Origin of the sequence: Cellulomonas cellasea, assembly GCF_030372105.1 — a bacterium.
GTDB classification, from domain to species: Bacteria; Actinomycetota; Actinomycetes; order Actinomycetales; family Cellulomonadaceae; genus Cellulomonas_A; species Cellulomonas_A cellasea_A.
Genome location: NZ_JAUDBQ010000002.1, coordinates 294,642 through 318,733, shown reverse-complemented (window position 1 = coordinate 318,733; position 24,092 = coordinate 294,642). Strand labels below are relative to the sequence as shown.

General features: G+C 71.1%; 23 protein-coding genes and 1 other RNA gene. 16 read left to right on the top strand and 8 right to left on the bottom strand.

The window, feature by feature from the left end; genetic code table 11:
• The first annotated feature begins 30 nt into the window (after positions 1 to 30).
• From QUV83_RS03395 to QUV83_RS03355, 9 genes are all read left to right on the top strand, one after another.
• Positions 31 to 411 carry a TadE family protein gene (locus tag QUV83_RS03395; RefSeq protein ID WP_289562643.1) on the top strand — a complete coding sequence of 127 codons (381 nt, stop codon included), beginning with the start codon at positions 31 to 33 and terminating at the stop codon, positions 409 to 411.
• Positions 408 to 884 carry a pilus assembly protein gene (locus QUV83_RS03390; protein WP_289562641.1) on the top strand — a complete coding sequence of 159 codons (477 nt, stop codon included), beginning with the start codon at positions 408 to 410 and terminating at the stop codon, positions 882 to 884. The genes QUV83_RS03395 and QUV83_RS03390 overlap by 4 nt, the downstream gene beginning before the upstream one ends.
• Complete coding sequence (locus QUV83_RS03385; RefSeq protein ID WP_289562639.1) at positions 881 to 1,348, top strand: pilus assembly protein TadG-related protein; 468 nt, start codon at positions 881 to 883, stop codon at positions 1,346 to 1,348. Before QUV83_RS03390 ends, QUV83_RS03385 begins: the two co-directional genes overlap by 4 nt.
• Before the next feature lie 51 nt (positions 1,349 to 1,399).
• Positions 1,400 to 2,515 carry a peptide chain release factor 2 gene (gene prfB / locus QUV83_RS03380; protein ID WP_289562637.1) on the top strand — a complete coding sequence of 372 codons (1,116 nt, stop codon included), beginning with the start codon at positions 1,400 to 1,402 and terminating at the stop codon, positions 2,513 to 2,515.
• Between the two features lie 115 nt (positions 2,516 to 2,630).
• Positions 2,631 to 3,320 (top strand): cell division ATP-binding protein FtsE, encoded by a 690-nt coding sequence (gene ftsE, locus QUV83_RS03375; protein WP_066582583.1) that lies wholly within the window; start codon positions 2,631 to 2,633, stop codon positions 3,318 to 3,320.
• 12 nt (positions 3,321 to 3,332) lie between these two features.
• Complete coding sequence (gene ftsX, locus QUV83_RS03370) at positions 3,333 to 4,247, top strand: permease-like cell division protein FtsX (protein ID WP_066582582.1); 915 nt, start codon at positions 3,333 to 3,335, stop codon at positions 4,245 to 4,247.
• A 4-nt stretch (positions 4,248 to 4,251) separates the two neighbouring features.
• Entirely contained in the window at positions 4,252 to 5,574 is a 1,323-nt protein-coding gene (locus tag QUV83_RS03365; protein WP_289562632.1) for a peptidoglycan DD-metalloendopeptidase family protein, read from the top strand.
• Positions 5,575 to 5,713: 139 nt separating this feature from the next.
• On the top strand, positions 5,714 to 6,184 hold the full coding sequence (gene smpB / locus QUV83_RS03360; protein WP_289562630.1) for an SsrA-binding protein SmpB: 471 nt from the start codon (positions 5,714 to 5,716) through the stop codon (positions 6,182 to 6,184).
• The gene (locus tag QUV83_RS03355; RefSeq protein ID WP_289562628.1) at positions 6,185 to 8,095 is read left to right on the top strand and encodes a DUF2207 domain-containing protein; all 1,911 of its coding nucleotides are present in this window, start codon (positions 6,185 to 6,187) and stop codon (positions 8,093 to 8,095) included. It begins immediately after the preceding gene.
• Positions 8,096 to 8,098: 3 nt separating this feature from the next.
• On the opposite strand, the gene QUV83_RS03350 is transcribed toward QUV83_RS03355, so the two are convergent.
• Together QUV83_RS03350 and QUV83_RS03345 are read right to left on the bottom strand one after the other, a co-directional pair.
• Positions 8,099 to 8,680 (bottom strand): TIGR03086 family metal-binding protein, encoded by a 582-nt coding sequence (locus QUV83_RS03350; protein ID WP_289562626.1) that lies wholly within the window; start codon positions 8,678 to 8,680, stop codon positions 8,099 to 8,101.
• Between the two features lie 3 nt (positions 8,681 to 8,683).
• A complete protein-coding gene (locus QUV83_RS03345) occupies positions 8,684 to 10,786 on the bottom strand; it encodes a thioredoxin domain-containing protein (RefSeq protein WP_289562625.1) in 2,103 nt (700 codons plus the stop codon).
• Positions 10,787 to 10,876: 90 nt separating this feature from the next.
• Between QUV83_RS03345 and QUV83_RS03340 the strand changes: the two genes are divergently transcribed.
• From QUV83_RS03340 to QUV83_RS03320, 5 genes are all read left to right on the top strand, one after another.
• Positions 10,877 to 11,728: a CPBP family glutamic-type intramembrane protease gene (locus QUV83_RS03340; protein WP_436231871.1), complete on the top strand. Its 852-nt coding sequence runs from the start codon at positions 10,877 to 10,879 to the stop codon at positions 11,726 to 11,728.
• A gap of 62 nt (positions 11,729 to 11,790) precedes the next feature.
• Positions 11,791 to 12,609 (top strand): SDR family oxidoreductase, encoded by an 819-nt coding sequence (locus tag QUV83_RS03335; protein WP_289562623.1) that lies wholly within the window; start codon positions 11,791 to 11,793, stop codon positions 12,607 to 12,609.
• A 36-nt stretch (positions 12,610 to 12,645) separates the two neighbouring features.
• Entirely contained in the window at positions 12,646 to 14,322 is a 1,677-nt protein-coding gene (locus QUV83_RS03330) for a class I adenylate-forming enzyme family protein (protein ID WP_289562622.1), read from the top strand.
• Positions 14,315 to 15,553, top strand: coding sequence for a beta-ketoacyl-[acyl-carrier-protein] synthase family protein (locus QUV83_RS03325; protein ID WP_289562620.1), 1,239 nt, complete (start codon positions 14,315 to 14,317; stop codon positions 15,551 to 15,553). Before QUV83_RS03330 ends, QUV83_RS03325 begins: the two co-directional genes overlap by 8 nt.
• 51 nt (positions 15,554 to 15,604) lie before the next feature.
• The gene (locus QUV83_RS03320) at positions 15,605 to 16,663 is read left to right on the top strand and encodes an ATP-dependent DNA ligase (RefSeq protein ID WP_289562619.1); all 1,059 of its coding nucleotides are present in this window, start codon (positions 15,605 to 15,607) and stop codon (positions 16,661 to 16,663) included.
• 11 nt (positions 16,664 to 16,674) lie between these two features.
• Here QUV83_RS03320 and QUV83_RS03315 read toward each other — a convergent pair whose 3' ends face one another.
• Together QUV83_RS03315 and QUV83_RS03310 are read right to left on the bottom strand one after the other, a co-directional pair.
• Complete coding sequence (locus QUV83_RS03315; RefSeq protein ID WP_289562617.1) at positions 16,675 to 16,971, bottom strand: hypothetical protein; 297 nt, start codon at positions 16,969 to 16,971, stop codon at positions 16,675 to 16,677.
• An 86-nt stretch (positions 16,972 to 17,057) separates the two neighbouring features.
• On the bottom strand, positions 17,058 to 17,561 hold the full coding sequence (locus QUV83_RS03310) for a DUF6328 family protein (RefSeq protein ID WP_289562615.1): 504 nt from the start codon (positions 17,559 to 17,561) through the stop codon (positions 17,058 to 17,060).
• Positions 17,562 to 17,810: 249 nt separating this feature from the next.
• On the opposite strand from QUV83_RS03310, the gene ssrA reads away from it, so the two are divergent.
• Positions 17,811 to 18,180: a transfer-messenger RNA gene (ssrA, locus tag QUV83_RS03305) on the top strand.
• Positions 18,181 to 18,276: 96 nt separating this feature from the next.
• On the opposite strand, the gene QUV83_RS03300 is transcribed toward ssrA, so the two are convergent.
• From QUV83_RS03300 to QUV83_RS03285, 4 genes are all read right to left on the bottom strand, one after another.
• Positions 18,277 to 19,251: a 5'-nucleotidase gene (locus QUV83_RS03300; protein ID WP_289562613.1), complete on the bottom strand. Its 975-nt coding sequence runs from the start codon at positions 19,249 to 19,251 to the stop codon at positions 18,277 to 18,279.
• Between the two features lie 62 nt (positions 19,252 to 19,313).
• Positions 19,314 to 21,161, bottom strand: a complete 1,848-nt coding sequence (locus QUV83_RS03295) for a hypothetical protein (RefSeq protein ID WP_289562612.1) — start codon at positions 21,159 to 21,161, stop codon at positions 19,314 to 19,316.
• 65 nt (positions 21,162 to 21,226) lie between these two features.
• A complete protein-coding gene (locus QUV83_RS03290) occupies positions 21,227 to 22,246 on the bottom strand; it encodes a hypothetical protein (RefSeq protein ID WP_289562609.1) in 1,020 nt (339 codons plus the stop codon).
• Between the two features lie 81 nt (positions 22,247 to 22,327).
• Positions 22,328 to 23,143 (bottom strand): hypothetical protein, encoded by an 816-nt coding sequence (locus QUV83_RS03285; RefSeq protein WP_289562607.1) that lies wholly within the window; start codon positions 23,141 to 23,143, stop codon positions 22,328 to 22,330.
• Between the two features lie 538 nt (positions 23,144 to 23,681).
• On the opposite strand from QUV83_RS03285, the gene QUV83_RS03280 reads away from it, so the two are divergent.
• Positions 23,682 to 24,041, top strand: coding sequence for a hypothetical protein (locus QUV83_RS03280; protein ID WP_289562605.1), 360 nt, complete (start codon positions 23,682 to 23,684; stop codon positions 24,039 to 24,041).
• Positions 24,042 to 24,092: the final 51 nt, after the last annotated feature.

Sequence of the window (24,092 nt, the reverse complement as noted above, 5' to 3'; positions counted from 1 at the left end):
GCCCCGGCCGACGTGAGGGCGGCGGATGCGGTGGCCGAGCGTGAGCGTGGCTCGGCGATCGTCGACTTCGTGCTCGTCGGCGCCCTCACCTCGTTGCTGTTCGCCGCCGTGCTGCAGCTCGCGCTCGTCCAGCACGTGCGCAACACCCTCGTGGACTGCGCCGCCGAGGGCGCCCGGTACGCCGCGCTCGCGGACCGCAGCGAGGAGGACGGCGCCGAGCGGACGCGTGCGCTGGTCACGGCGGCGTTGTCGGCCGACTACGCGCAGGACGTGACGGCCCGGCGCGCCGAGGTCGACGGGCTGGACGTCGTCGAGGTGCGGATCACCGCGCCGCTGCCCGTCGCCGGGCTGCTCGGGCCGGGGCGTGGGCTCACCGTCGTGGGGCATGCGCTCGCCGAGGGGGATCCGTGAGGCGCGTCGTGACGTGGTGGCGGGCCCGGCTGGCCGCCGCGGGGGATGACAGTGGCAACGCCATCGTCGAGTTCCTGGGTGTGGCGCTGCTGCTCTTGGTCCCCGTCGTGTACCTGGTGCTCGTCCTGGGCCGGGTGCAGGCGGCGACGTTCGCCGTCGAGGGGGCCGCGCGGGAGGCCGGAAGGGCATTCGCCCGGGCGGACGACCCGGCGACGGGCGCCGACCGCGCGGTGGCGGCGGTGGGCTTGGCCCTGGGCGACCAGGGGTTCTCCGATGTGGACCCGGCTGAGGCGCTGACGCTCGACTGCTCGAGCGTGCCGTGCCTGGCGCCAGGCAGTGAGGTCGTCGCGGAGGTCGTCGTCGCGGTGCCGTTGCCGTTCGTGCCGTCGTTCGTGCGCGAGGAGGTCCCGTTGGAGATCCCGGTCAGCGCTCGGCATGTGGCGCCGGTGGACCGGTTCCGGGAGGCGTCGTGAGCAGGCGTTGGCGGATGCCGGCGGGGGAGGACGGGCAGACGTCGGTTCTGGCGATCGGCTTCGTGGTGCTGGCGCTGCTGCTGGTCACCGGCGTGGTCTCGGCCACCGGGGTGCACCTGGACCGCAAGCGGCTGCTGGCGACGGCGGACGCGGCGGCCATCAACGCCTCCGACGCGCTGTCCGACCCCGGGTACTACGCGGAGGGCCGGCGCCCGACGGCCGAGGGGCATGTGCCGATCACCGACGAGGATGTGCGGCGCGCGGTGCTCGAGCATCTGGCCGACCACCCGGAGCTCACCGAGGGCCTGGAGCGCGTCGAGGTGCTAGAGGCCGCGGCGCCAGATGGGCGCACCGCCGTGGTGCGGCTCGGCGCGTACACCCGGCCTGCGCTGATCAGCTGGGTCACGGCGCCGTGGTCGGACGGCATCGCGCTCGAGGCGGAGTCGAGCGCGCGAGCGTGGTGACGGCGGGCGCGCAGGCCGCGTGTCCAGTCTGAGCGGGTAACCTGGACCGCCGTGGCCACCACTGACTTCTCCGCGGAGATCCGCGACCTCCGTACGACGCTGGAATCCATCCAGGCGGTGAGCGACCCGACGGTGCTCCACGCCAAGATCGCCGAGCTGTCCGAGAAGGCGTCCGCGCCGGATCTGTGGGACGACCCGGAGGCGGCGCAGCGCATCACGTCGGCCCTGTCGGCGACGCAGGCGGAGCTGGACCGGGTGCAGAAGCTCGGCGGCCGCATCGACGACCTCGAGACGCTCGTCGAGATGGCCACCGAGGACGGCGGCGACGAGGAGACCCTGGCCGAGGCCGAGGCCGACCTCGTGAAGATCCGCAAGGACCTCGACGCGCTCGAGGTCCGCACGCTGCTCGCCGGCGAGTACGACCAGCGCGAGGCCGTCGTGACGATCCGCGCGGGCGCCGGTGGCGTCGACGCCGCCGACTTCGCGGAGATGCTGCTGCGCATGTACCTGCGCTGGGCGGAGCGCCACGGCTACCCGACGGCCGTGCTGGACACGTCCTACGCGGAGGAGGCCGGCCTGAAGTCGGCGACCTTCGAGGTGAAGGTCCCGTACGCGTTCGGGCACCTGTCCGTCGAGGCGGGCACCCACCGCCTGGTGCGGATCTCGCCGTTCGACAACCAGGGCCGTCGGCAGACGTCCTTCGCGGCGGTCGAGGTCATCCCGCTCATCGAGCAGACGGACTCCATCGAGATCCCCGAGAACGAGATCAAGGTCGACGTGTTCCGCTCGTCGGGCCCGGGTGGCCAGTCGGTCAACACCACCGACTCGGCGGTGCGCATGACGCACATCCCCACGGGCATCGTCGTGTCGATGCAGAACGAGAAGTCGCAGATCCAGAACCGCGCCGCCGCGCTGCGCGTGCTCCAGTCCCGGCTGCTGCTGCAGCGCCAGGCGGAGGAGAACGCCGCGAAGAAGGCCCTGGCCGGCGACATCAAGGCGAGCTGGGGCGACCAGATGCGCTCCTACGTGCTGCACCCGTACCAGATGGTCAAGGACCTGCGCACGGAGCACGAGGTCGGGAACACGGCTGCCGTGTTCGACGGCGACATCGACGGCTTCCTCGAGGCGGGCATCCGCTGGCGCCGCAGCCAGGACGTCCGCGAGTAGGAACACTCACAGGTTCCCGGCGGCGTGTCTGCGGGGGATCGTCGGGGGCGGCTGCCTAGGCTCGTCGCGGCCAGAGCCGCACCGCCCTCCCATCCCCGAAGACTGGCCGCGAGCCGTGATCCGATTCGAGAACGTCACCAAGGTCTATGCGCGCGGCGCGAGGCCTGCCCTCGACCAGGTCTCCCTGGAGGTCGAGCGAGGGGAGTTCGTGTTCCTCGTCGGGTCGTCGGGCTCGGGGAAGTCGACCTTCCTGCGGCTGGTGCTGCGTGAGGAGCGGCCGTCGGCGGGGCGGGTCTTCGTCGCCGGCAAGGACCTGACGACGCTGTCGTCGTGGAAGGTGCCGCACCTGCGCCGGCAGATCGGCGCGGTGTTCCAGGACTTCCGGCTGCTGCCCAACAAGACGGTCTTCGAGAACGTGGCGTTCGCGTTGCAGGTCATCGGCAAGCCGCGGCACCACATCCTGACGACGGTGCCGGACACCCTCGAGATGGTGGGCCTGGCGGGCAAGGAGAAGCGGCGCCCGCATGAGCTCTCGGGTGGCGAGCAGCAGCGCGTGGCGATCGCGCGCGCGTTCGTGAACCGTCCGTCGATCCTGCTGGCCGACGAGCCCACCGGGAACCTCGACCCGACGACGTCGCTGGGCATCATGCGGCTGCTCGACCGGATCAACCGGACGGGCACCACCGTGGTGATGGCCACCCATGACGACGAGATCGTCGACCAGATGCGCAAGCGCGTGATCGAGCTGTCGTCGGGCGAGCTGGTCCGGGACCAGTCGCGCGGCGTCTACGGCTCGGCGCGCTGAGGGGGCACGGCAGTGAGACTTCAGTTCATCCTCTCCGAGATTGGCATCGGGTTGCGGCGCAACCTGTCGATGACGATCTCGGTCGTCCTCGTCACGTTCGTCTCGCTCACGTTCGTGGGCGCCGCGGCGCTGCTGCAGATGCAGATCGGCGCGATGAAGGACGACTGGTACGACAAGGTCGAGGTCTCGGTGTACCTGTGCCCGCAGGTGTCGTCGAAGGCGACGTGCGCGGGCGGCGAGGTCACGGACGACCAGAAGGGCGCCATCGAGGCCGAGCTGGCGTCGGCGGACATCGGGCCGTACGTCGAGAAGGTGTACTTCGAGACGAAGGAAGAGGCGTACGAGTCCTTCCAGAAGATGTACTCCGACCAGTGGTGGGCGGAGGAGACGACAGCCGACGACATGAGCTCGTCGTTCCGGATCAAGTTGGCCGACCCCACGAAGTACCAGGTGGTGGCCGACGTGCTGTCCGGGCGGCAGGGCGTCGAGGAGGTCCAGGACCAGCGCAAGCTCTTCGACTCGCTGTTCCTGGTGCTGAACCGCGCGACGCTGCTGTCGGTGGGGCTGGCCGCGGTGATGCTGTTGGCGGCGATGCTGCTGATCACCACGACGATCCGGCTGTCCGCGATGAGCCGCCGCCGCGAGACGGGGATCATGCGGCTGGTCGGCGCCTCGAACATGTTCATCCAGCTGCCGTTCATGCTCGAGGGCGCCATCGCCGCGACGCTGGGCGCCGCGCTCGCCGTGGGGGCGCTGTGGGCGGGCGTGCACTATCTGATCGCGGACTGGCTGGGGAACTCGCTGACCTGGATCCCGTACGTCACGACGGCCGATGTGATGGTCATCGCGCCGTTCCTGGCCGTCGTGGCCATCGGCTTGGCGGCCATCGCCTCGCTGGTGACCCTGAGCCGTTACACCAAGGTGTGATCACATGAGCCGACGACCTCGTGCGCTGAGCAGGATGCTCGCACTCGTGCTGGTGGGAGCCCTCGCCGCGCTGACGACCGTGGGCGGCCCGGCGATCGCCGACACGCTGTCCGACAAGCGGGCCGCCGCGAAGAAGCTCGAGCGGGAGAACGCCGCGAAGCGTGAGCAGCTCGCCGCGTCGCTCGAGGGCCTGAGCGCTGAGCTGAGCCAGGCGCTGCTGGACCTGCAGGCCATGGAGGCGCGGATGCCCCAGGCCCAGTTCGAGCTGGCGGAGGCCGAGGCGTCACTGGAGCGCTCGCAGCGGGAGGCCACGCTCGTCGCGGCCCGCCTGCAGGACGCGCAGGACCAGGAGACGTCCATCGGCACGACGATCGAGCAGGACACGGCGCGGGCCACCCAGATCCGCGAGTCGATCGGGCAGATGGCCCGTGAGGCGTACAAGGGCCGCGGCGCGGCGTCGAGCATGGGCGTCGTGCTGGGCGCGGAGAGCACCGAGGACTTCATCGAGCAGTACGGCCTGGTCAGCACGGCGCTGCGCACGCAGACCAGCACCCTGGAGGAGATGCGCACGCTGCAAGCCCAGAACGTCAACAGCCAGGCGCGGCTGGAGGCGGTGCGCGGCCGCATCCAGGAGCTCAAGGCCGAGGCCGATCAGAAGGTCGTCGAGGCGGACGCGGCGCGGGCCCAGGCGGAGGATCGCAAGAACGAGATCGAGCAGCTCATCGTCGAGCAGGCCGCCAAGAAGGCGCAGATCGAGGACCAGAAGGCCGCCGCCGAGGCCGAGGCAGCAGCCGCGGACGCGGAGGCCGCGAAGATCACCGCCGAGCTCGCCGCGATCGCCGAGGCACAGCGGGCCGCCGACGCCGCCGCGGCCGCCGCGGCGGGCAAGCCGCAGACGCCGGCCGGCCCGGTCTCCGGGAGCCTGTTCGCGAACCCCACCAGCATCAAGCCGATGTACGTCACGTCGAACTACGGCATGCGCCTGCACCCCACGCTCGGGTACGTGCGGCTGCACGCCGGCATCGACCTGCGCACCTACTGCGGCAACCCGATCTACGCGGGGCGCGCCGGCACTGTGCAGTGGGCCCGGTACCGGTACGGCTTCGGCAACCAGGTGATGCTCGACCACGGGCTGGTCAACGGCAGCTCGCTGATGTCGAGCTACAACCACATGACCAGCTTCGTGGTGGGGGCTGGCCAGCGCGTGGAGCAGGGCACGCTGCTGGGCTACTCGGGCAACACGGGGACGTCGGCGGCATGCCACCTGCACCTCGAGGTGTACGTGAACGGCGCCACGCAGGACCCGGGCCCGCTGCTGGGCCTCTGAGCCTCTGTGCCGAACGCCCCGACACCTCGCCGCGGCGATAAGGACTCGGGCCGGATGTCTTCCGAGCGGTAGGCTCGACGACCGGGAACTGGAGCGCGTGCTGCCCAGCAGCATGCGGTGAGGCGAGGAAGGGGAGGTCGTGGCCAAGGACACTGGGCGCAAGCTCGTCGCGTCCAACAAGAAGGCACGTCACGACTACCTGATCGAGGACGTCTTCGAGGCGGGAGTGGTGCTCACGGGCACCGAGGTCAAGGCGCTGCGCGCGGGCCGGGCGTCGCTGGTGGACGGCTGGTGCGAGGTGGAGAACGGGGAGGCGTGGCTCGAAGGGGTGCACATCCCCGAGTACACGCAGGGCACCTGGACCAACCACGCGCCGCGGCGCAAGCGCAAGCTGCTGCTGCACCGCTCGGAGATCGACCGCCTCGACATGAAGGTGCGGGCCAAGGGCCAGACGATCATCCCGCTGTCGCTGTACTTCCTCGACGGCCGGGCCAAGGTCGAGATCGCCCTGGCGCGCGGCAAGCGCGAGTACGACAAGCGCCAGGCGCTGCGTGAGCGTCAGGACAACCTCGAGGCCCACCGGGCGATTCGCGAGAAGAGAGACCTCTAGGTGATCCACGACTCCACCCCCGCCCGACGACGCGCGGGGGAGCGGGGAGCGCGCGCCCTGGCGCTCGCCGGCGCCGTGCTCGTGGCTGTGGCGCTCCTCGTGGGCCCCTGGGCCTCGCGCGCCTCGGCCGAGACGACGGGCCGGCAGATCCTCCGGTACGACGCGCAGGTGGCCGTCGCCGAGGACGGCACGATGCGCGTCGAGCTGGACTTCGACTTCGCGTTCGGCGACGAGCCGGGGCACGGCCCGTACCTGTCGTGGCCGACCCGCATGGACGCCGGGGAGAACCGCGACCGCGTCTACACGATCGACGACGTGACGGCGTCCAGCCCGTCGGGCGCCCCCGCGGACGTCAACCTCGACGAGCGGTCGGACGCGCTGGTGGTGCGGGTGGGCGACCCGGACGTCGGCGACGTCGACGGCGTGCACACGTACCGCATCGGCTACACCGTCTCCGGGATGCCCAACCCGGACGTCACCGACACCGCCACGGGCGCGCAGGTCGACGAGCTCAACTGGAACGCGATCGGCGCCGACTGGGAGATCCCGCTCGCGCACGTCAGCGTCACAGTGACCGGTCCTGCGGAGATCTTGCAGGCCGCCTGCTACGCGGGACCCGCCGGCTCGGAGGCATCCTGCGACGGGGTCGACGTGGCCGCAGACGCCGCGACGTTCACGCAGGCGGCGGTGCCGGTGCGGGACCAGCTCACCGTCGCCGTCGGCTGGCCCGTGGGCACACTCGTCGACGCCGCGCCCGTGTTCGAGGAGCGCCCGGAGCCGGTGGACGTGCTGACGCCGACCCCGCTGACCGGCTCGCTCGCGCTGCTGGTGGGCGTCGGGGGCATCGGCCTGGCCACCCACCGGGTGCGCACGCGCGGCCGTGACCGGGCCTACCTGGGCCTCACCCCGGGCCTCATGCCCGTCGACGGCGCGGAGCCGGCCGTCGGCTTCCGTGACCGGCGGGCGCCCGTCGCTGTGCAGTTCGCCCCGCCGGCGGGGGTCCGGCCCGGCGAGCTCGGCACGCTGCTCGACGAGGTCGCCCACCCGAAGGACGTCACGGCCACGCTGATCGACTTGGCGGTCCGCGGCTACCTGCGCATCGAGGAGGTGCCGCGCAGCAAGCCGGGCAAGAAGCCGAAGGACTGGACGCTGGTGCGGCTGCGGGACGCGGAGGGCCTGATCGACTTCGAGCGCAGCCTGTACGACGGCCTGTTCACGGGCCGCTCCGAGGTCGCGCTCTCGGAGCTGAAGACCACCTTCGCGGCGACGATGGCCTCGGTGCAGAGCGGCCTGTACGAGGAGGTCATCGCCCGCGGCTGGTTCCGCACCTCACCGGCGGTCGTGCGCATGCACTGGCGCTGGGCGGGCCTGGGGCTGATCGCCCTGGCCGGCGCCCTGGGGGTCGCGGCCCTGATGTTCGAGGTCTCCGGCGCGTTCCTGCCGCCCGTCGCGCTCGGCCTCGTCGGCGTCACAGTGCTGTTGATGGCGAACGCGGCGCCTGCGCGCACCGCCGACGGCACCGCGGTCCTCGCCGAGGCGCGGGGCTTCCAGCAGTACCTGGCCACCGCCGAGGCGGAGCAGCTCAGGTTCGAGGAGGGCGTGGACGTCTTCTCCCGCTACCTGCCGTACGCGATCGTCTTCGGGCTCACCGAGCGGTGGGCGCGGGTCTTCGGCACGCTCGCCGCCCAGGGCGGAGCCGTGGCCGAGCCTGAGTGGTACGTCGGGTCGTACGGGCACACAGGGGCGTTCTGGGTCTCGTACGCGGCATTCGGCAGCAACCTGGAACGGTTCAGCCAGGTCGCGACGACGTCGTTGTCCGCGACTCCCGGGTCGTCGGGCGACTCGGGCTTCTCGGGCGGGGGCGGCTTCTCCGGCGGCGGCGGTGGTGGCGGTGGCGGCGGGGGCTGGTGAGCCTCAGGCGCGCCGGCCGAACAGGGCCAGCAGCCGGGTCTGAGCCTCCTCCTCGTCGGAGACGTCGATGGGCTGAGGCGGCTCGTCGGGTCCGGTGAACATGGGCCCGCGCAGGGACTCCTCGGCGCGGCCAGTCCACTCCACGAGCAGGCGGTCCACCGTCGCGGGGTCGATGTCGGCGTCGGCGTCGATGGCCGTCGCCAGGTCCCAGCTGTGCAGGGCCAGGTCGGTGACCATCTGATCGAGGTACTCGGCGGCGGTCAGGGACTTGTCCCCGAAGTGGACCGAGCGGTCGAGGGCCCCAGGCTCCGCGAAGGCCGCGAGTGCCGCCTCGACGGCCAGCCTCCAGGCGGCGAGGGGCTCGCTCCCCAGCACGTCCCCCTCGAAGCGGTGGCCGATCTCCTGGACGCTGCGCCCGGCCAGCAGCTCAGGGGCCCACAGCTGCTCAGCGGTGAGGTGGTTGACGAGGTCGCGGACAGTCCAGTCGGCGTAGGGAGTCTGCGTGTCCCAGCGGTCGCCCACCTGGGTCACGAGCGAGGTGATCTTGTCCGCGTTGACGCGGTGGAGAAGGTGGAGTTCGTCCATACCTCATCGTGCGCCCGCCGCGGTGGCCCCGCCACCGAGCGACCGCGCGAGCTGTGCGGGCTGGGTGGTCGGCAGGTCGCACACGAACCCCCGGCACACGTAGGCGGCGGCGAGGCCGTCGACCAGGGTCCGGCCCTCCAAGAGGGGCACCCGCGTGCCGACGACCTCCATGCGCTCCGGGTCGCCCACCGCGAGCACGTGGCCCGGCGCCGTGGAACGCCAGGCCACCTGGGCGAGCTCGGCGGTGGACGGGTCGAGGCCGCGCCCGACGACGGCCACCTGCACCGGGCCGTCCAGCATCGCGTCAGCGGTGGCGAGCGCCCACCCGCAGGCCCGGGGCGCCCGGGGCGCGATGGCCAGCGGGGCCGCCAGCGCGAGCTCCGCCGCTTGGCGGTGGCGGGCGAAGCCGGAGAGCGCCGAGTAGGCGAGCAGCGCACCGGCGGCGGCCGACTGGCCTGAGGGCGCGGGACCGTCGGCGATCTCCTGGGGGCGTTGCAGGCGGGCGAGGACCGGGTCGGTGCGGTCGTCAGCGGTGTCGAAGAAGCCGCCCTCGCCGTCGGCGAAGCGCGTCAGGACTGTCTCCAGGAGCTCGCCTGCGCGCACGTACCAGTGCTCGTCGTCGGTCGCGGAGTACAGGGTCAAGAACCCCTCGGCCACGTGGGCGTAGTCGGCGAGGACGCCCGGCGCGGAGCCGGCCACACCGTCGCGGGAGGTGCGCAGGAGCCGGGTCTGCGGCGCCCCGTCCGGGCCGGTGGGCTCGGTGCGCAGGTGGACGGTGTCGAGCAGCGCCGCGGCGCGCAGGGCGGCCCCCACCCACTGCCGGTGGCCCAGCATGGCGCCAGCCTCGGCCAGCGCTGCGATGGCCAGGCCGTTCCAGGCTGCGACGACCTTGTCGTCGCGAGCCGGCTGGGGGCGTGCGCGGCGGGCCTTGAGCAGGCGGCGGCGCACGGAGGCCAGCCGCTCGGCGGCGTCGGCGCCGGGATCGTGCCTCAGCTGCAGCACCGACGTCCCGTGCTCGAAGGTCCCCGCCTCGGTGACCGCGTAGACCTCGGCGGCCCACGTCCCGTCCTCCTCGCCCAGCACCTCGACGAGCTGCGCGGGCGTCCACACGTAGGTGAGGCCCTCCACCCCGTCGGTGTCGGCGTCGAGGGAGGAGGCGAAGGCGCCCTGGTCGGTGTGCAGCGCGCGCGTCATCCACCGGGCGGTTCGCTCCACGACGTCCAGCGCGAGCGCCGAGCCCGTCGCGCGCCACCAGTGCAGGTACACGCGCAGCAGCAGCGCGTTGTCCTCGAGCATCTTCTCGAAGTGCGGCACGGTCCAGCGCCCGTCCACCGAGTACCGCGCGAAGCCGCCGCCGATCTGATCCGCCATCCCGCCGCGGGCCATCGCCGTGAGCGTGTGCTCGGCCATGTCCATCGCGACGATGTCGTGTGCGCGCGCGGCCCGGCGCAGCAGCCACTCGAGCACCAGCGACGGCGGGAACTTGGGCGCGGCGCCGAAGCCGCCGTTCTGGGCGTCGTAGTCGCCGGTGACCTCGTCGCGGGCGGCGGCGGTGGCGGCCTCCAGGGCGGCGTCCGACAGCGGGCCCTGGCCCGGGCCGACGGCAGGCCGGGAGCCGAGCGCGTCACCGAGGAGGCCAGCGTTGTGCTCCAGGTCGGCGCGCTGCGTCCTCCACGCGTCTGCCACGGCCTCGAGCACCTGCCGGAAGGACGCCAACCCGCCCACCGGCTGCGGTGGGAAGTAGGTGCCGCAGTAGAAGGGGCGGCCGTCGGGGGTGGTGAAGACCGTCATCGGCCAACCGCCCTGCCCCGTCGTGGCCTGCGTCGCGGCCATGAACACGGCGTCCACATCGGGCCGCTCCTCGCGGTCGACCTTCACGTTGACGAAGTGCTCGTTCATGTACGCGGCGGTGCCCTCGTCCTCGAAGGACTCATGCGCCATGACGTGGCACCAGTGGCAGGACGCATAGCCGATCGACACCAGCAACGGGACGTCGCGGCGTCGGGCCTCGGCGAAGGCGTCCTCGCCCCACTCCTGCCAGTGGACCGGGTTCTGCGCGTGCTGCTGCAGGTAGGGGCTGGTGCTGGCCGCGAGACGGTTGGTCACATTCCCCACTCTCTCGTGTGGGCGCCCGCGCGGCGATCCGGAGGGCGCGCCCGGCTGGTCGCAGTTGCCGAGGTGCGGCAAGGTACCGCTGTGACCGACACCCTGCACGGGTCCGCGCCGCTGCGGATCCAGCCGACCGGCCATCTGGCGGCCGCGGGCCGCCTGCTCGCCGCCGCGCTGGTCTGCGGCTCCGCGGTGCTGCTGTTCGCGATCCACCTGCGCCCCATCGCCTACCTGCCGCTCATCGCGGGCGTGCTGCTCGGCTGGGCGGTGGACCGCGCGCTCGGGGCGGACCTGACGCTGATCGGCGTCGGCATGGGGATCATCAGCGCCATCTCGTTGAGGGCGGACCTGTCGAATGCGGGCATCGCCAAGTTCGCCGTGGTGCTCTCGCTCGCGGTGGCTGTCCCGTTCGCGCTGTCGCGGTGGTGGCTGCGGCATGACGCGATCACGTTCCCGTGGCGGGTCGGCCGCCCGTGGACCCGGGTGCACTGGACGTATCTGATCGTGGTGGTGGTCGCCGGGTATGTGGTGCTGCCCTGGTACTTCCTCACCTCTGGCGTGTGGCAGAACTGGCCGGCGCTCGACGGCTCGGGGGAGATCGCGCGGCTGTTCGTCGGCGTCGCGGCCGTGGGGACGTGGGACGAGCTGTTCTTCATCTGCACCGTGTTCGCGCTGCTGCGCCGCCACTTCTCGATGTGGACGGCGAACGTGCTGCAGGCGGCGGTCTTCGTCTCGTTCCTGTGGGAGCTCGGCTACCAGGAGTGGGGGCCGCTGCTCACCGTGCCATTCGCCTTGGTGCAGGGGCTCACCTACGCCAAGACGGCATCGCTCACGTACGTGCTGGTGGTGCACCTGCTGTTCGACGCGGTGGTGTTCGCGGTGCTGGTGCACGCCCACCACCCGCACCTGTTCAACCTGTTCCTCACGGTTTCGGTATAGCCACCGTGGGCGGCGCCAGGCCAGACTGACCAGGTCGGCGTACCAGGGGCAGGGGAGACGACGTGGAGCAGAGCAACGACAAGATCGCGCTGGTGACCGGGGGGTCCCGGGGGATCGGGCGCCGGGTGGCCGAGCGCTTGGCCGAGCGCGGCTGCCAGGTGGTGGTCGGGTATCGCAAGAACCACGAGCTGGCCGACGACGTGGTGCGCGAGCTCAAGCGGCTGGGCGGCGGAGGCTTCGCCGTGCGGGCCGACGTGGAGCACCCGGAGGAGGTGGCCAGCCTCTTCGACACCGTCGCCGAGGAGTACGGCCGGCTCGACTACTTCGTCAACAGCGCAGCCGCCGCCGCGTTCAAGCATGTGGTCGACCTCAAGCCGCACCACCTGGACCGGGCGTACGCCGTGAACGTGCGGCCGTTCGTGCTGGGCACGCAGGAGGCCGTGAAGCTCATGGACCGGGGCGGGCGCATCGTCGCGCTGACCAGCTACGGCAGCATCCGGGCGTTCCCCACCTATGCGGCGCTCGGCTCGTACAAGGCGGCCGTCGAGGCGTTCGTGCGGTTCATGGCCGTGGAGCTCGCCGGCTACGGCATCAACGTGAACGCCGTCAGCGGGGGCCTCATCGAGTCGGACTCGCTCGACTACTACTACTCGATGGACGGCATCCCGCCGATCGAGAGCGTGCTGTCCCGCATCCCCAAGCGCCGCGCGGGCACCGCCGACGAGATGGCCGCGACCGTCGAGTTCCTGCTCTCACCCGACTCGGAGTACATCACCGGCCAGACCCTCGTGGTGGACGGGGGCCTGTCCCTCACCGCGCCGCCGTTCCACGTCGACGCGACAGCGCCGATCGCCCTCCCGGAGCGACCACGCCGGGACTGACACGTGCCCGGCTGACGACCCGAGAGGACCCGCACCGTGAGCTACGACCCGACCCGGTTCCAGCAGTACTTCGAGCGCGAGCTGACCTACGCCGCCGGGTTCCGGCGCAACGTGGCGCGGTATGGCGGCAGCGTGGCCGTCACCGACCCGGCGAGCGGGCGGACGTGGACCTACCGCCAGCTCGGCGAGGATGTGGACCGCACCGCGACCATGCTCATGGAGCGGGGTGTCGGCCGCGGCGACCCGGTGGTCTTCCAGCTTTACAACGGCGTCGAGTTCGCGCTGCTGTACCTGGCGACGCACCGGCTCGGCGCGGTCAGCGTGCCGGTCAACTACCGGCTGGCCCCCGCCGAGATCGCGCACATCCTGCGCGACAGCATGCCGGTCGTGTTCGTCTACGACCAGGAGTGCGCCCCCGCCGCGCAGCGGGCCCTCGACCTGGCGGCCACCTCGCCCGCAGTGCTGGTGGTGGGGCCGGGCGGCAACGGCGCGCACACCTTCGACGCCGCGCTCGCACAGTCCGGCGGCGGGGCGCCCGCGCTGCCCGAGGACTTCTCCACGTACGAGGAGACGACCCGGCTGTACACCTCGGGCACCACTGGGATGCCCAAGGGTGTGGCGCTGCCGTCCGTCGTGGAGGTGATGTCCGCCCACGACGTGATCATGCACTTCCCGCTCACCCCGAACGACCGCAGCCTCAACATGACCCCCTGGTTCCACCGGGGCGGACTGCACTCCGGGGGGCCGACGCCCGCGTTCTACATCGGCGCCAGCGTGGTCCCGCTGCGCGCGTTCGACGCGGCCACAGTCCTCGACTGGGTGGGGGAGCACGCCCTGACCTTCCTGATCGGCGCGCCCACCACGCTCGAGCTGCTCGCCGCCGAGCAGGAGCGGGAGCCGCGCGATCTCAATTCCCTCAACGGCATCGTCACGATGGGCGCGCCCCTGGACCGCGCCGCGGCGCTGCGCTACCAGCAGGTGCTCACGCCGCGGATCTTCAACGGATACGGCACCACCGAGGCGTTCTGGAACACCTTCCTGCGGCCCGAGGACCTGCCCGAGCACGCGGGCACCGCCGGGCGGGCGTGCACCGACGACGACGTCGCCGTGGTCAAGGTCTTCGAGGACCGGCGCGCCGCACCCGACGAGCTCGCCGCGCAGGACGGCGTCGAGGCCGGCGAGCTGATCATGCGCTCGCCCAAGTCCGGCTACAGCTACGTGAACCTGCCGGGCCTCGAGGAGGAGAAGTTCCACGACGGGTGGCTCTACCCCGGGGACATGGCCACGTGGGACGCCGACGGGTACGTGACGATCCTGGGCCGCAAGGACGACATGATCATCTCCGGCGGGGAGAACGTGCACCCCGTGCAGGTCGAGGCCGCGCTCGCGGACCACCCCGATGTCGCGAACGCCGTGGTGGTGGGGCTGCCGGACGACCAGTGGGGGCAGCGGATCGTCGCGTACGTGATCCGCCGCGACGGGACGGTGACCGTCGACGAGCTGGACGCGTTCTGCCGGGGGCATGACGCGCTCGCGGACTTCAAGCGGCCGCGCGCCTACCGGTTCGTGGACGAGGTGCCGCTGACCGCGACGGGCAAGAAGATGCACTTCAAGGTCGTCGAGCAGGCGGTGCGGGACGAGCGGGACGGGTTGCTCGAGTCGCCGTCGGCCGGGGTCGGCCCGGCGGTTGTGGACGCGGACCACCGTGGCTGACGATCGACGGGTGGTCATCACCGGGATGGGCGCCCTCACCCCGCTGGGCAACTCCTGGCCCGAGACCTGGGCGGGGCTGCTGGAGGGCCGATCCGGCATCGACAAGATCACGGCATTCGACGCCTCCGACTTCCCGACCCGCATCGCGGGGGAGGTGCGCGGCTTCGACCCGGCGGCGCTGCTGCCCTTCAAACGGCTCAAGCGCTCCTCCCGCGCCTCCCAGCTCGCGGTCGCGGCGTCGCGCGAGGCGGTGGCCGACGCGGGACTCGGGCCGACGCTCGACGACGTCGACGCCGGGATCGTCATCAACAGCGCCGTCTCCGGCTACCCGGAGATCCAGGAGGCCACCGAGGCGTACGGCATGGAGGGCATCCGGGCCATCAGCCCCAGCTTCGTCGCGTCGTCGCTCACCAACATGGCGGCCTGCGAGGTGGCGATCGACCTGGGGGTGCACGGCCCCGTCAACGCGTCCGCGCTCGCCTGCGCCAGCGGGACCGCCGCCCTGCTCGACGCCCGCCGGACCCTGCTGTCCGGTGAGGCCGACGTCGTCATCGCCGGTGGGACCGACGCCGCCATCACCCCCGTGATGTTCGCCGGGCTCACCACCATGCGCGGGCTCTCCCGCAACAACGACTCCCCGCAGGAGGCCAGCCGGCCCTTCGACGCCGACCGCGACGGCTTCGTGTTCTCCGAGGGCGCCGTGGTCTGCGCGATGGAGCTGCTGTCGCACGCCCGGGCCCGCGGAGCGCGCGTCTACGCCGAGGTGCTGGGCGGCGCGATGACCTCCGACGCGTTCCACATCGTCGCCCCCGACCCCACCGGGAAGTACGCCGCACAGGCCATCGCGCAAGCGCTGCGCCGAGCGCGCCTCGACCCGTCGGACATCGAGCTGGTCGCCGCGCACGGCACCTCCACCCTGGCCAACGACCGCACCGAGACCGCTGCCCTGCGGCAGGTCTTCGGAGCGCACGCCGACGGCCTGTCGGTCACGGCGCCCAAGTCGATGACCGGGCACCTCATCGGCGCCGCCGGGACGCTGGCGTCGCTGCTGTGCGCGATGTCCATCGTCGAGGGCGTCATCCCGCCGACCATCAACTACACGACGCCCGACCCCGAATGCGACCTCGACTACGTGCCCGGCGTCGCCCGGGAGCAGCGCGTGCGGCACGCCGTGACCAACGCGTTCGGGTTCGGCGGGCAGAACTGCGTGCTGGCGTTCGGGCCGGTGTAGGCCCGGAGGCCACCTGTGGCCAGCGTGCGGAGTGCGGGCCACACTGGGCCGATGGACCTGCCTGTGATGCCGCCGGTGGACCCGATGCTGGCCAAGTCCGTGCCGGCGATCCCCGCGGGGGAGTTGTACGAGCCCAAGTGGGACGGCTTCCGCGCGATCGTCTTCCGGGATGGCGACGAGGTGGAGATCGGCAGCCGCAACACGCGCCCCATGCAGCGGTACTTCCCCGACATCGTGGACGCGGCACTGGCACAGTTGCCTGAACGGTGCGTCGTCGACGGGGAGATCGTCGTCCCGTCCGCCACCACTGGGGGGCTGGACTGGGACGCCCTCCAACAGCGCATCCACCCTGCCGCCTCGCGCGTGCGACTGCTCTCCCGGGAGACGCCCGCGCTGCTGATCCTCTTCGACCTGCTCGCCCTGGACGACACCGACCTGACCGGCAAGCCGTTCGCGGAACGCCGGGCCCTGATGGAGCAGATCGTCAGACCCAACCCCCAGGTCTATGTCACTGCGCAGACCGACGACGAGGCCGTCGCCGCCGACTGGTTCCAGAGCTTCGAGGGCGCCGGGCTCGACGGGGTCGTCGCGAAGCGGGCTGACCTGCTCTACGAGCCCGGCAAGCGGGTCATGTCGAAGGTCAAGCACGAGCGCACCGCCGACTGCGTGGTCGCCGGGTACCGCCCGCACAAGTCCGGCGACGACGCCGTGGGCTCCCTGCTGCTCGGCCTCTACACCTCCGCGGGTGTACTCGCGTCCGTCGGTGTCGCCGCCGCGTTCTCGATGGCCCGGCGCCGCGAGCTCGTCACCGAGCTCGCCCCGCTGGTCACCTCGCTCGAGGACCACCCGTGGAACTACGACGCCGCGGGCCGCACCCCCCGCGAGTCCGAGCAGAGCCGCTGGAGCGCCGGCAAGGACCTCTCGTTCATCCCGCTACGCCCCGAGCTGGTGGTCGAGGTCGGCTACGACCACCTCGAGGGCGACAGGTTCCGGCACGTCGCTCAGTTCCGGCGGTGGCGGCCCGACCGCGACCCGTCCTCGTGCACCTACGAGCAACTCGAGGAGCCGGTGTCCTATGCGCTCGCGGATGTGCTGGCGGCCGGGGAGTAGTCCCGGTCCCGTCAGGTGATCGAGGCGAGCGTCGCGATGACGACGACGGCCGCGATCGCGATGAGCAGGCCGAAGCGCCACCACCAGTGCAGCGTCAACTCAGTCGTGGGGCCTCCCGCCTCGACCTCGGCAGGGGACAACGGGCGGGTGGCCCAACCCTCGTCCGTGAGGGTGGCGACGCTGTACCTGAGCCCGAAAGCCACGCGGAAAAGCCAGAAGAGGTGGAAGTAGTTGAAACTCAAAATCAACGCCTGATGCGTGCCGAGCTGCTGCGTCTTGTTCTTGCGGCCCCAACCGAAAAAGATCATCGGATGACAATAGGTGGGAACTATGACGATCTCGGCTTTTGCAAGCGTGTCGCCGGGTGAACTCGTCTCGTTGGCTTGTCGACCCGCTACTGGCCCGGGCGTGACTCCCCGGCCAGCCTGGCCAGGCGCAGCGGCACCACCAGCCACAGCATCGTCAGCGCCACCAGCACCGTGGCCCCCGCGATGATCCCCTCGGTGCGCCCCACCACCACGTCGAACAGCAGCATCGTGGTCCCCGACAGCACCAGCGCCAACGTCGCCAAACCCGCCCGTGCCAACCGATCGGCCGCCGTCACCAGCTCCCGCTTCAACCGCTTGCGGAACAAGATCCGGTGCACGCTCACCGGCGCCACGATCAGGCCGGTCGTCACCACCGCCAGCACCACCAGCTCCAAGTACAGGTTGCGCTGGTAGGCGTCCAGGTCGGCGAACCGCTGCTGGAACGGCACCGTCAGCAGGAACCCCGTGAGGATCTGCACGCCGGTCTGGGTGACGCGCAGCTCCTGGAGCAGCTCGTTCCAGTTGCGGTCCATCCGCTCCGTCGGGGTCTCGTTGCGGTCGCCACTGGGTGTCTCATCGGGGTCGGACATGGTCACCTCGGGGGGATCGGCGCGGACACTCCGTGCATAGTGGCGCTCGGCGGCTCATCGCGCGCGGGGAACGCGACAGGTGGTGCGTGGGCGAGAGGTGTGGACGGCGCGCCGGGCCGTCTGCGCTGGTGGTGATGGAGGCGGCCCGGACCCGTCCGAGGGAATCTTGGCGACGTCTGGCGCGTTCTCACGTAGACTGACAGTGCACGTCCGCCCCCCGGGGCAGTCGTGCGGTTGATAACTGCACATGGGGGTGATCGGTTTCGACGGTGGTCGTTCAGCCAGGAGAAGCGGGCCGAGGACGCACGGTTATCTCGTTAACGATCCGCGCAAACCAATAGGTGCCGATTCCAAGCGCACCGACTTCGCACTCGCCGCCTGAGCGAGTCCTGAAGTCCGTCAGCCCGAGAGTGCTCTCGACTCGGTAACTGGCGTCATCTAGAGAGCCACTGCTCACAGCCTTCGTTGTCGGGGCTGTGGGGACTCTTAGACAACTGAGCCCGCTTTCGCGACACGCTTGCTAGATCGCGAGGGCTGAGAAAGAGCGCAGCGAGCTGCGCCCGGAGAAGTCCTGGTTCCACGTCATCGGACGCGGGTTCGATTCCCGCCACCTCCACCATGAGGTCTTCGTAGAATGCGAGAGCATTCTTCGTAGATTGCGATGAGGCCCGTCCCCTGCTGGGGGCGGGCCTCACTTGTCTTCTGCGCAGGACGTTCAGGACGGTGGGCTCGAGGTCTCGGACGCGACGATGTCGGCGTGCTGCTGGTTGATCACGCCGAAGGGCACGTGCACGCTGGGCGCGACCTTGGCGGCGTTGGCGAGGTGGCCGCGTTGGTCGTCGAAGAAGATGTGCGGCTTGAGAATCTCGAGTACTCGCGCCTTCTCGACGCCGCCGAGGAAGAACGCGTCATTGACGCGAACGCCCCACTGCTTGAGGCTCGCCATCGCGCGCTCGTGTGAGGGTGCGTTGCGCGCCGTGACGAGCGCGACGTGCACGCGGATGCGGTATTCAGGATCGCGAAGTCGCTTCGCCTCCTCGTGGTCCTGGATGCGGTTGACTGCTTCGAGGAATCGCTTGAGCGGCCCCGGGTTGTGAGGTTCCGTGAGGTTCGCGACCTCGTGCGCATGGAAGGCGGGAAGTCCATCTGCCTGCATCACGCTCTCAGAGGCGTCATCCGCGAGGACACCGTCGAAGTCGAAGGCGATGCGTAGGTCCTTCGAGCCGTCCTCGACGGTAAGCGACGGCAGCACCTGGCCCGCGGGCAGGCCCTCGCCGACTGCCTCTCGAACGTCGTCCGCACTTGCGGACAAGAACAGCGACATGTTGAACGCGGGCATGAACCTGTGCGGCGATCGACCCTGCATGAAGACGGCTCGGGTGATCGCGAGCTTGTGCGTCTCGATCGACTTCATGACGCGAAGACCCGTGTCCGGGTCGTTGCGTGACAGCACGATGACCTCGACGAGCGGGTCGCCCGGGGTGTCGGCCAAGTCGTTGAGCGAGAGGAGACGCTTGATGAAGGTGAACGCCACGCCGGGGTCCAGCGTGTTGTGGAGGTTCTCCTCCTGGTACTTCCGGTACTCCGCCTCGCCCTTCGCTCGGAAGACCCCGTCGGACTCGGTGAGATCGAACAGAGCGCTCGAGGCAATGCCGACGACGAGCGTGTTGTCCAGCTGAATCGGTGCCATGTAGCCCCTCCAGGGTGGAGGTTAGGGCACCGGGCGACACGCCCTGGAGCGCCGCGCCGAGCTCAAGCCGCCGGCTTTGCGATGGAACGCGCCCCCGCAGGCAGCGTCAGGTGCTGGCGGTCGATGGCTTCGGACTCGTCCTGGGTGAGGTTGCGATAGCCCCAGTCGGGCTGGTCGGGCTGGAGAAGAGGGTGGTCGACGGGGCCGTCCTCGGTGCGGGCGTGCCACAGGCGGAGCTGCTCTTCATTGAAGACGGAGATCTTCACGGCGGCGACGAGGGTCGCCATGGCGAGGCCGGGCAGGCGGTTCTGCCCGCGGCGCAGACGCTGTCGGCTGGGGTTCTTCAGGATCCCGAAGGTGCCTTCGACGAGGGTGCGCAGGTTGGTGCGCTGCCGCCAGCGGCGGGTGGCGACGTAGTCGCGCTGGGCGATCTTGCGTTGGTGGTTCGGGTCGCGGAGGCTGGGGGTGAAGTCGATGGTCTTGCGGATGCAGCAGGGGCGGTTGGCCCAGTCCTGCGGCGGGGTGATCAGGGGCATGTTGAGGTCGATGGCGCCCTGGACGGTGTCGGGGCGGGCGTAGCAGCCGACGCGTCCGGCGGCGGCGGGGCAGATCCACTTGGACGTCAGAGTGGTGGACAGCCCGGACTCCTTGCGGTCGAAGGCCCAGTGGCGCTTGAAGTCCTCGGCGGCGTCGTAGATCTCGTGCCACCGGTCCTCGGTGGCGTTGTCCTCGGGCAGGGGTCGCTGGGTCATGGGCGCGGACGGGCAGTGCAGCCAGGCGTGCTGCATCTGGGCGCCCTGGATGTCGACGACCCTGTGCTGGTCGGTGCGCAGTCGCAGAGCCTGTTCGATGCCGCGCTGGGCGAGGGGGTAGGCCCAACGGTCGGCGCGCAGGTTGCTGTAGAGGAGGTCGCCGAGCAGTAGGGTGAACGGGTGGCGGCTGCGGATGCGGTCGATGAGGTCGAGGGAGACGTCGACGACGTCGGCGTTGGCCGGGACGAGGACGAACCCGTCGACCAGGAGCGGTTCGCTTCCGCGGGCTCCGGGTTCGGGGACGCGCACGATGGTGTGCTGGTGGAAGCCGTAGCCGACTTCCTTGCGGCCGTCCTTGCCGGTCTTGTACCCCCAGGCGGCGTCGCTCATCGAGACCTGCCGGCGGTTCGGGACGCGGGCGTCCTGGTCGACGGGTGCGGTGCTTCCGTCGGCGTCGTCGATGGCGATGTTGGCGACGATCATGTCGTCGATCTGCTCGCCGGACTTGTCGGCGGCGGCGGTCTGCAGGTCGCGCTTGCCACGTGCGGCGCCTCGTTCCCACGCCCACTGCCCGGTGCCGTCGATGGCGAACGTGCCGCCGGTGCGGTCGATCGTGGTGGCGTCGATGAGCGCCTGCGCGACGTCGCCGATCACCGCGGCGCGTCGGGCGCGCTCGTCGGGGTCCAGGTCGGGTGCGGACCCGTGGCCGTAGTCCCAGCGCTCACGCAGGATCCGGGTGGCGTTGTGCAGGTCGTCGTAGCTGATCTCCTCGACGCCGTTGGGGAACACCCGCTTGCGTTGCTTGCCGTTCTCGACCAGCGCGGGTGAGAGCATTCCGGGCACAGCCCCCTTCGGGTGCCGGGTGTCGGACTTCGTGACGCGGGGGCGCAGGACACCGAGGGTCCACTGGGTCTCGCGGTCGAGGCACTCGGTGAGGACCTCGTGCACGCCCTTGACGGTGGTCTCGTACCCGAGCCGGGTGCACAGGGACAGCCCGATCAGGAACAGACGGGTGTTCTCCCGCAGCTTGCCGATGCGGCCGCGGGCTCCCGGGACGCGCGGCGGGACCAGCATGTCGAGGATGCCGCTGGTGTCGATGACGTGGGCGGTGCGGGCGATCGCGTCGGGCCGCAGCCGCTTCCCGCTCAACTTGGTCACCGTGGGGGCCTCAACGCTGCCTGCCACCTGCGGGGTCTGGGTCGGGACGAGGCGTAGGTCGGCGTTCACTTGGCACCTCCGCGCACGAGTGTCGTGCCGGGGATGGTCTTGGCCTGCAGCCAGGCGCTGGTGTGCGGCAGGACATCGGTGAGGGTGCGCGCGGACTTCAAGCCGGCGGCCTGCAGGATGACGGCGAGCGGGACGGTGTCGGTCATTAGGTCGGCGAGCCAGGTCGCGCGCATCCGGGCCGGTTCGATGTGCGGAACCTTGTAGAGCGCGGCGTGGGCGATGACTCGAGCGGCGGTGTTCCGGCGGGTGACCTCCTGCCCGATCACGAGCTCGTCAGGTGCCCGCCCTGCGATGGCCTGTCGCAGCAGGTCCTCAACGACCCGCCGCACGGGCACGATCCGGGGCCGGGATCCGTGGAAGGCCACGGTCAGCCCGTCGAGGCCGTGGTCGGTGATGTCGTGGATCCAGAGCTCGCGCAGATCGATCGAGTCAGCGCCGGCACCGAACCCGAGCGCCACGACGGCGGCAAGCTGCTGTCCGCCGCGCTCGGTCGGCTGGGTGCGCGCAGCGCGCAGGATCGTCGCGCGCTCGTCGGGGGTGTAGGGCGCTTTGACCGCCTGGTAGCCGACCGGGGCGAGCCGGGCCGGGACTGTGGGGCCGGGGTTGGCGGACTGCGCGACCCACAGCAGGCGGCGGCGTCGCTCGGCGCGGTTGTCCCGGGACTCGGCGTGCATCCCGCGGCGGATGTAGTCGTCGATGTTGTCCGTGGTGAGCACCACCTCGACTCTCAGCGGCAGCCCCTGGGCGTCGGAGAACACCGCCAGGGCCGTCAGGTGCCGGCAGTGCTTGCGGATGCTCTCTAGCCCGGTGAGCCGGCTGCGGGTGATCGCGTCGGTCAGGAACGGCCGCACCGGCTGCGTGGTCGTGCCGTACCGGGTGATGTCGAAGGTCGCGATGATGCGGACGGCCTGGGGGGAGAGGTCCCGGTGTGCGGACGCCTGGGCAGCCAGTGCCTCGCGGTGGCGCAGCGCCTGGGCTTTCGATACGCGCCGGGCGCGCTGGGGGGTGGGGGACATGGCAGCGGCCTTCCGTCCTGTCGGGTCAGTGAACGAGACGGAACGTGCTCGCCGGGGAGGGCGGCGCAATGGCCGCACGCCTTACCCGCGCAGCAGCGCGGCGTGCTCGGGCGCGGGCTCGACGGGGAGCATGGCGAGCTGGGTCAGCCCGAGTTCGAGATCACGGCGGGTCAGGTGGAACCGGCTCGCGAGAACCGCCACCGGCTCAGGGCGCTCGAAGACCTCGAAGACGGCACGGGCGTCGAGAAGGCGCTTGGTCAGCGCCACGTTGTTCGCCCGGGCGTAGGAGCGCGCCGCCGCCCACACCTTCGGGTCGAGCTCATGGTCGGCGTGTGGTGTCTGGCTCCCATCGGCCACGGTCTCGGCATCGGGCGCCTTGACGCGCGCGCGTCGGGCGGCGTCGAGGGCGGACTGCACGGCGCCGGCGCCCAAGCGCCCGCCGGCACGGTCGGCCGGGAGCAGGGACACGATCTGCGCGACGTCGCCGGGCTGCGGCAGGGACTCGATGCGCTGCCCGTCGTCGCGTCGCGGCTTACGCCACGGCACACCGCGGTAGGCGGCCTGCAGCCGATGGAACCGGGCGCGCTTGTTTGTGCGGGTCCCGGGCGCACGTCCGGCGACCGCCTGCTGACCATCCAGCCCAGTCAGCGCCGTGTCGGCGAGTGCCGCGTCGAGAGTGATCTGCGCGCCCGTGCGGCTCAGGTACGAGGCCAGGTCCGCGATCAGCTGCAGGTCCTTGCCTGCCCGCTCCCAGCGCGGGGGACCGGCGGCGAGAACGAGGTCGATCGCGGGCCCCTGCAGGGGCGACCACACCCGTGCCTCGACGCCAGCGGGGACGTACTGCTTGAGGGTGTCGCGCAGCTCGGTCGGTTCCATCAACGTGTTCGCAGCAGTCATGGCGGGGATCGTCCGGTCCGAGCCACCAGCGTCAACCGACTCACATCCAGCCGCGTGCCGAGCGCTTCCCACCCACGCGAGCCAGAGCCGGTCCGGCCGCCGCGCGACCGGGCGGAGCTCGTGGTGTGCGGTCATTGCGCCCCGCCGAAGCCGCCCGACGATGCCTGACGCGATCACCGCACCGCACCTTGAGAACTCCACAGAGACGCAGACAGAGAACGCCAGCAGCCAGGACGGCTGCGGCAAGCGGCAGTCCTGCCTGCCCGGTCCGGAAGAGAGGAGTTGATACCGACCTGGGCCGAGGTCTTGCAGGGCTCGAGCGCGCCCGTCATCAGCGGGGCGGCGGGGCCGGGTCGTCATGAGAAAGGAGGTGATACCGCAACGACCCGACCCGACCCGACGCCCACACGCAACGGGTCACGCCCGCGCGTCCTTGCGCCCCCGTACGCAGCGCCAACGGAGTGCCTGCGAGCGCATCCGCGCTCCGCACGACGGACCGACACCCTGCCGGCGAGCGTGCCCAACCCAGGAGGTCACCATGACCGCCACACCGCACCCCGACACCATCGAGCCCGTCCGGGACGAGGAGTACGCCGTGCCCCTGACCGGGCGTCGACGCCGCCGACACCTGGACCGGCTGCTACAGATGCGCGAGGTGTTCGCCGCCGTCTCCACGGAGCGGTACTGCCACGGCCTGCCCGACGCCGCGGACGCCTTCATCCAGATGGCACACGTCGAGGACGAGATCGCTGTGTTCTACCCCGACGTGCACGCTGCCCTGTTCGCGGACTGGGTCAGCAACGTCCCCGAGGCCGTCCATGAGCCCGGTGAGTACAACCCGCAATGCGGGATCTGCCTGGCCTCGCGGCCAGACAACCAGCTCGCGCGCGCCGCGTGAGCACCAGTGCCACCACTTCCTTCCTGGAGGTGGTGGCACCTCGCATGAACT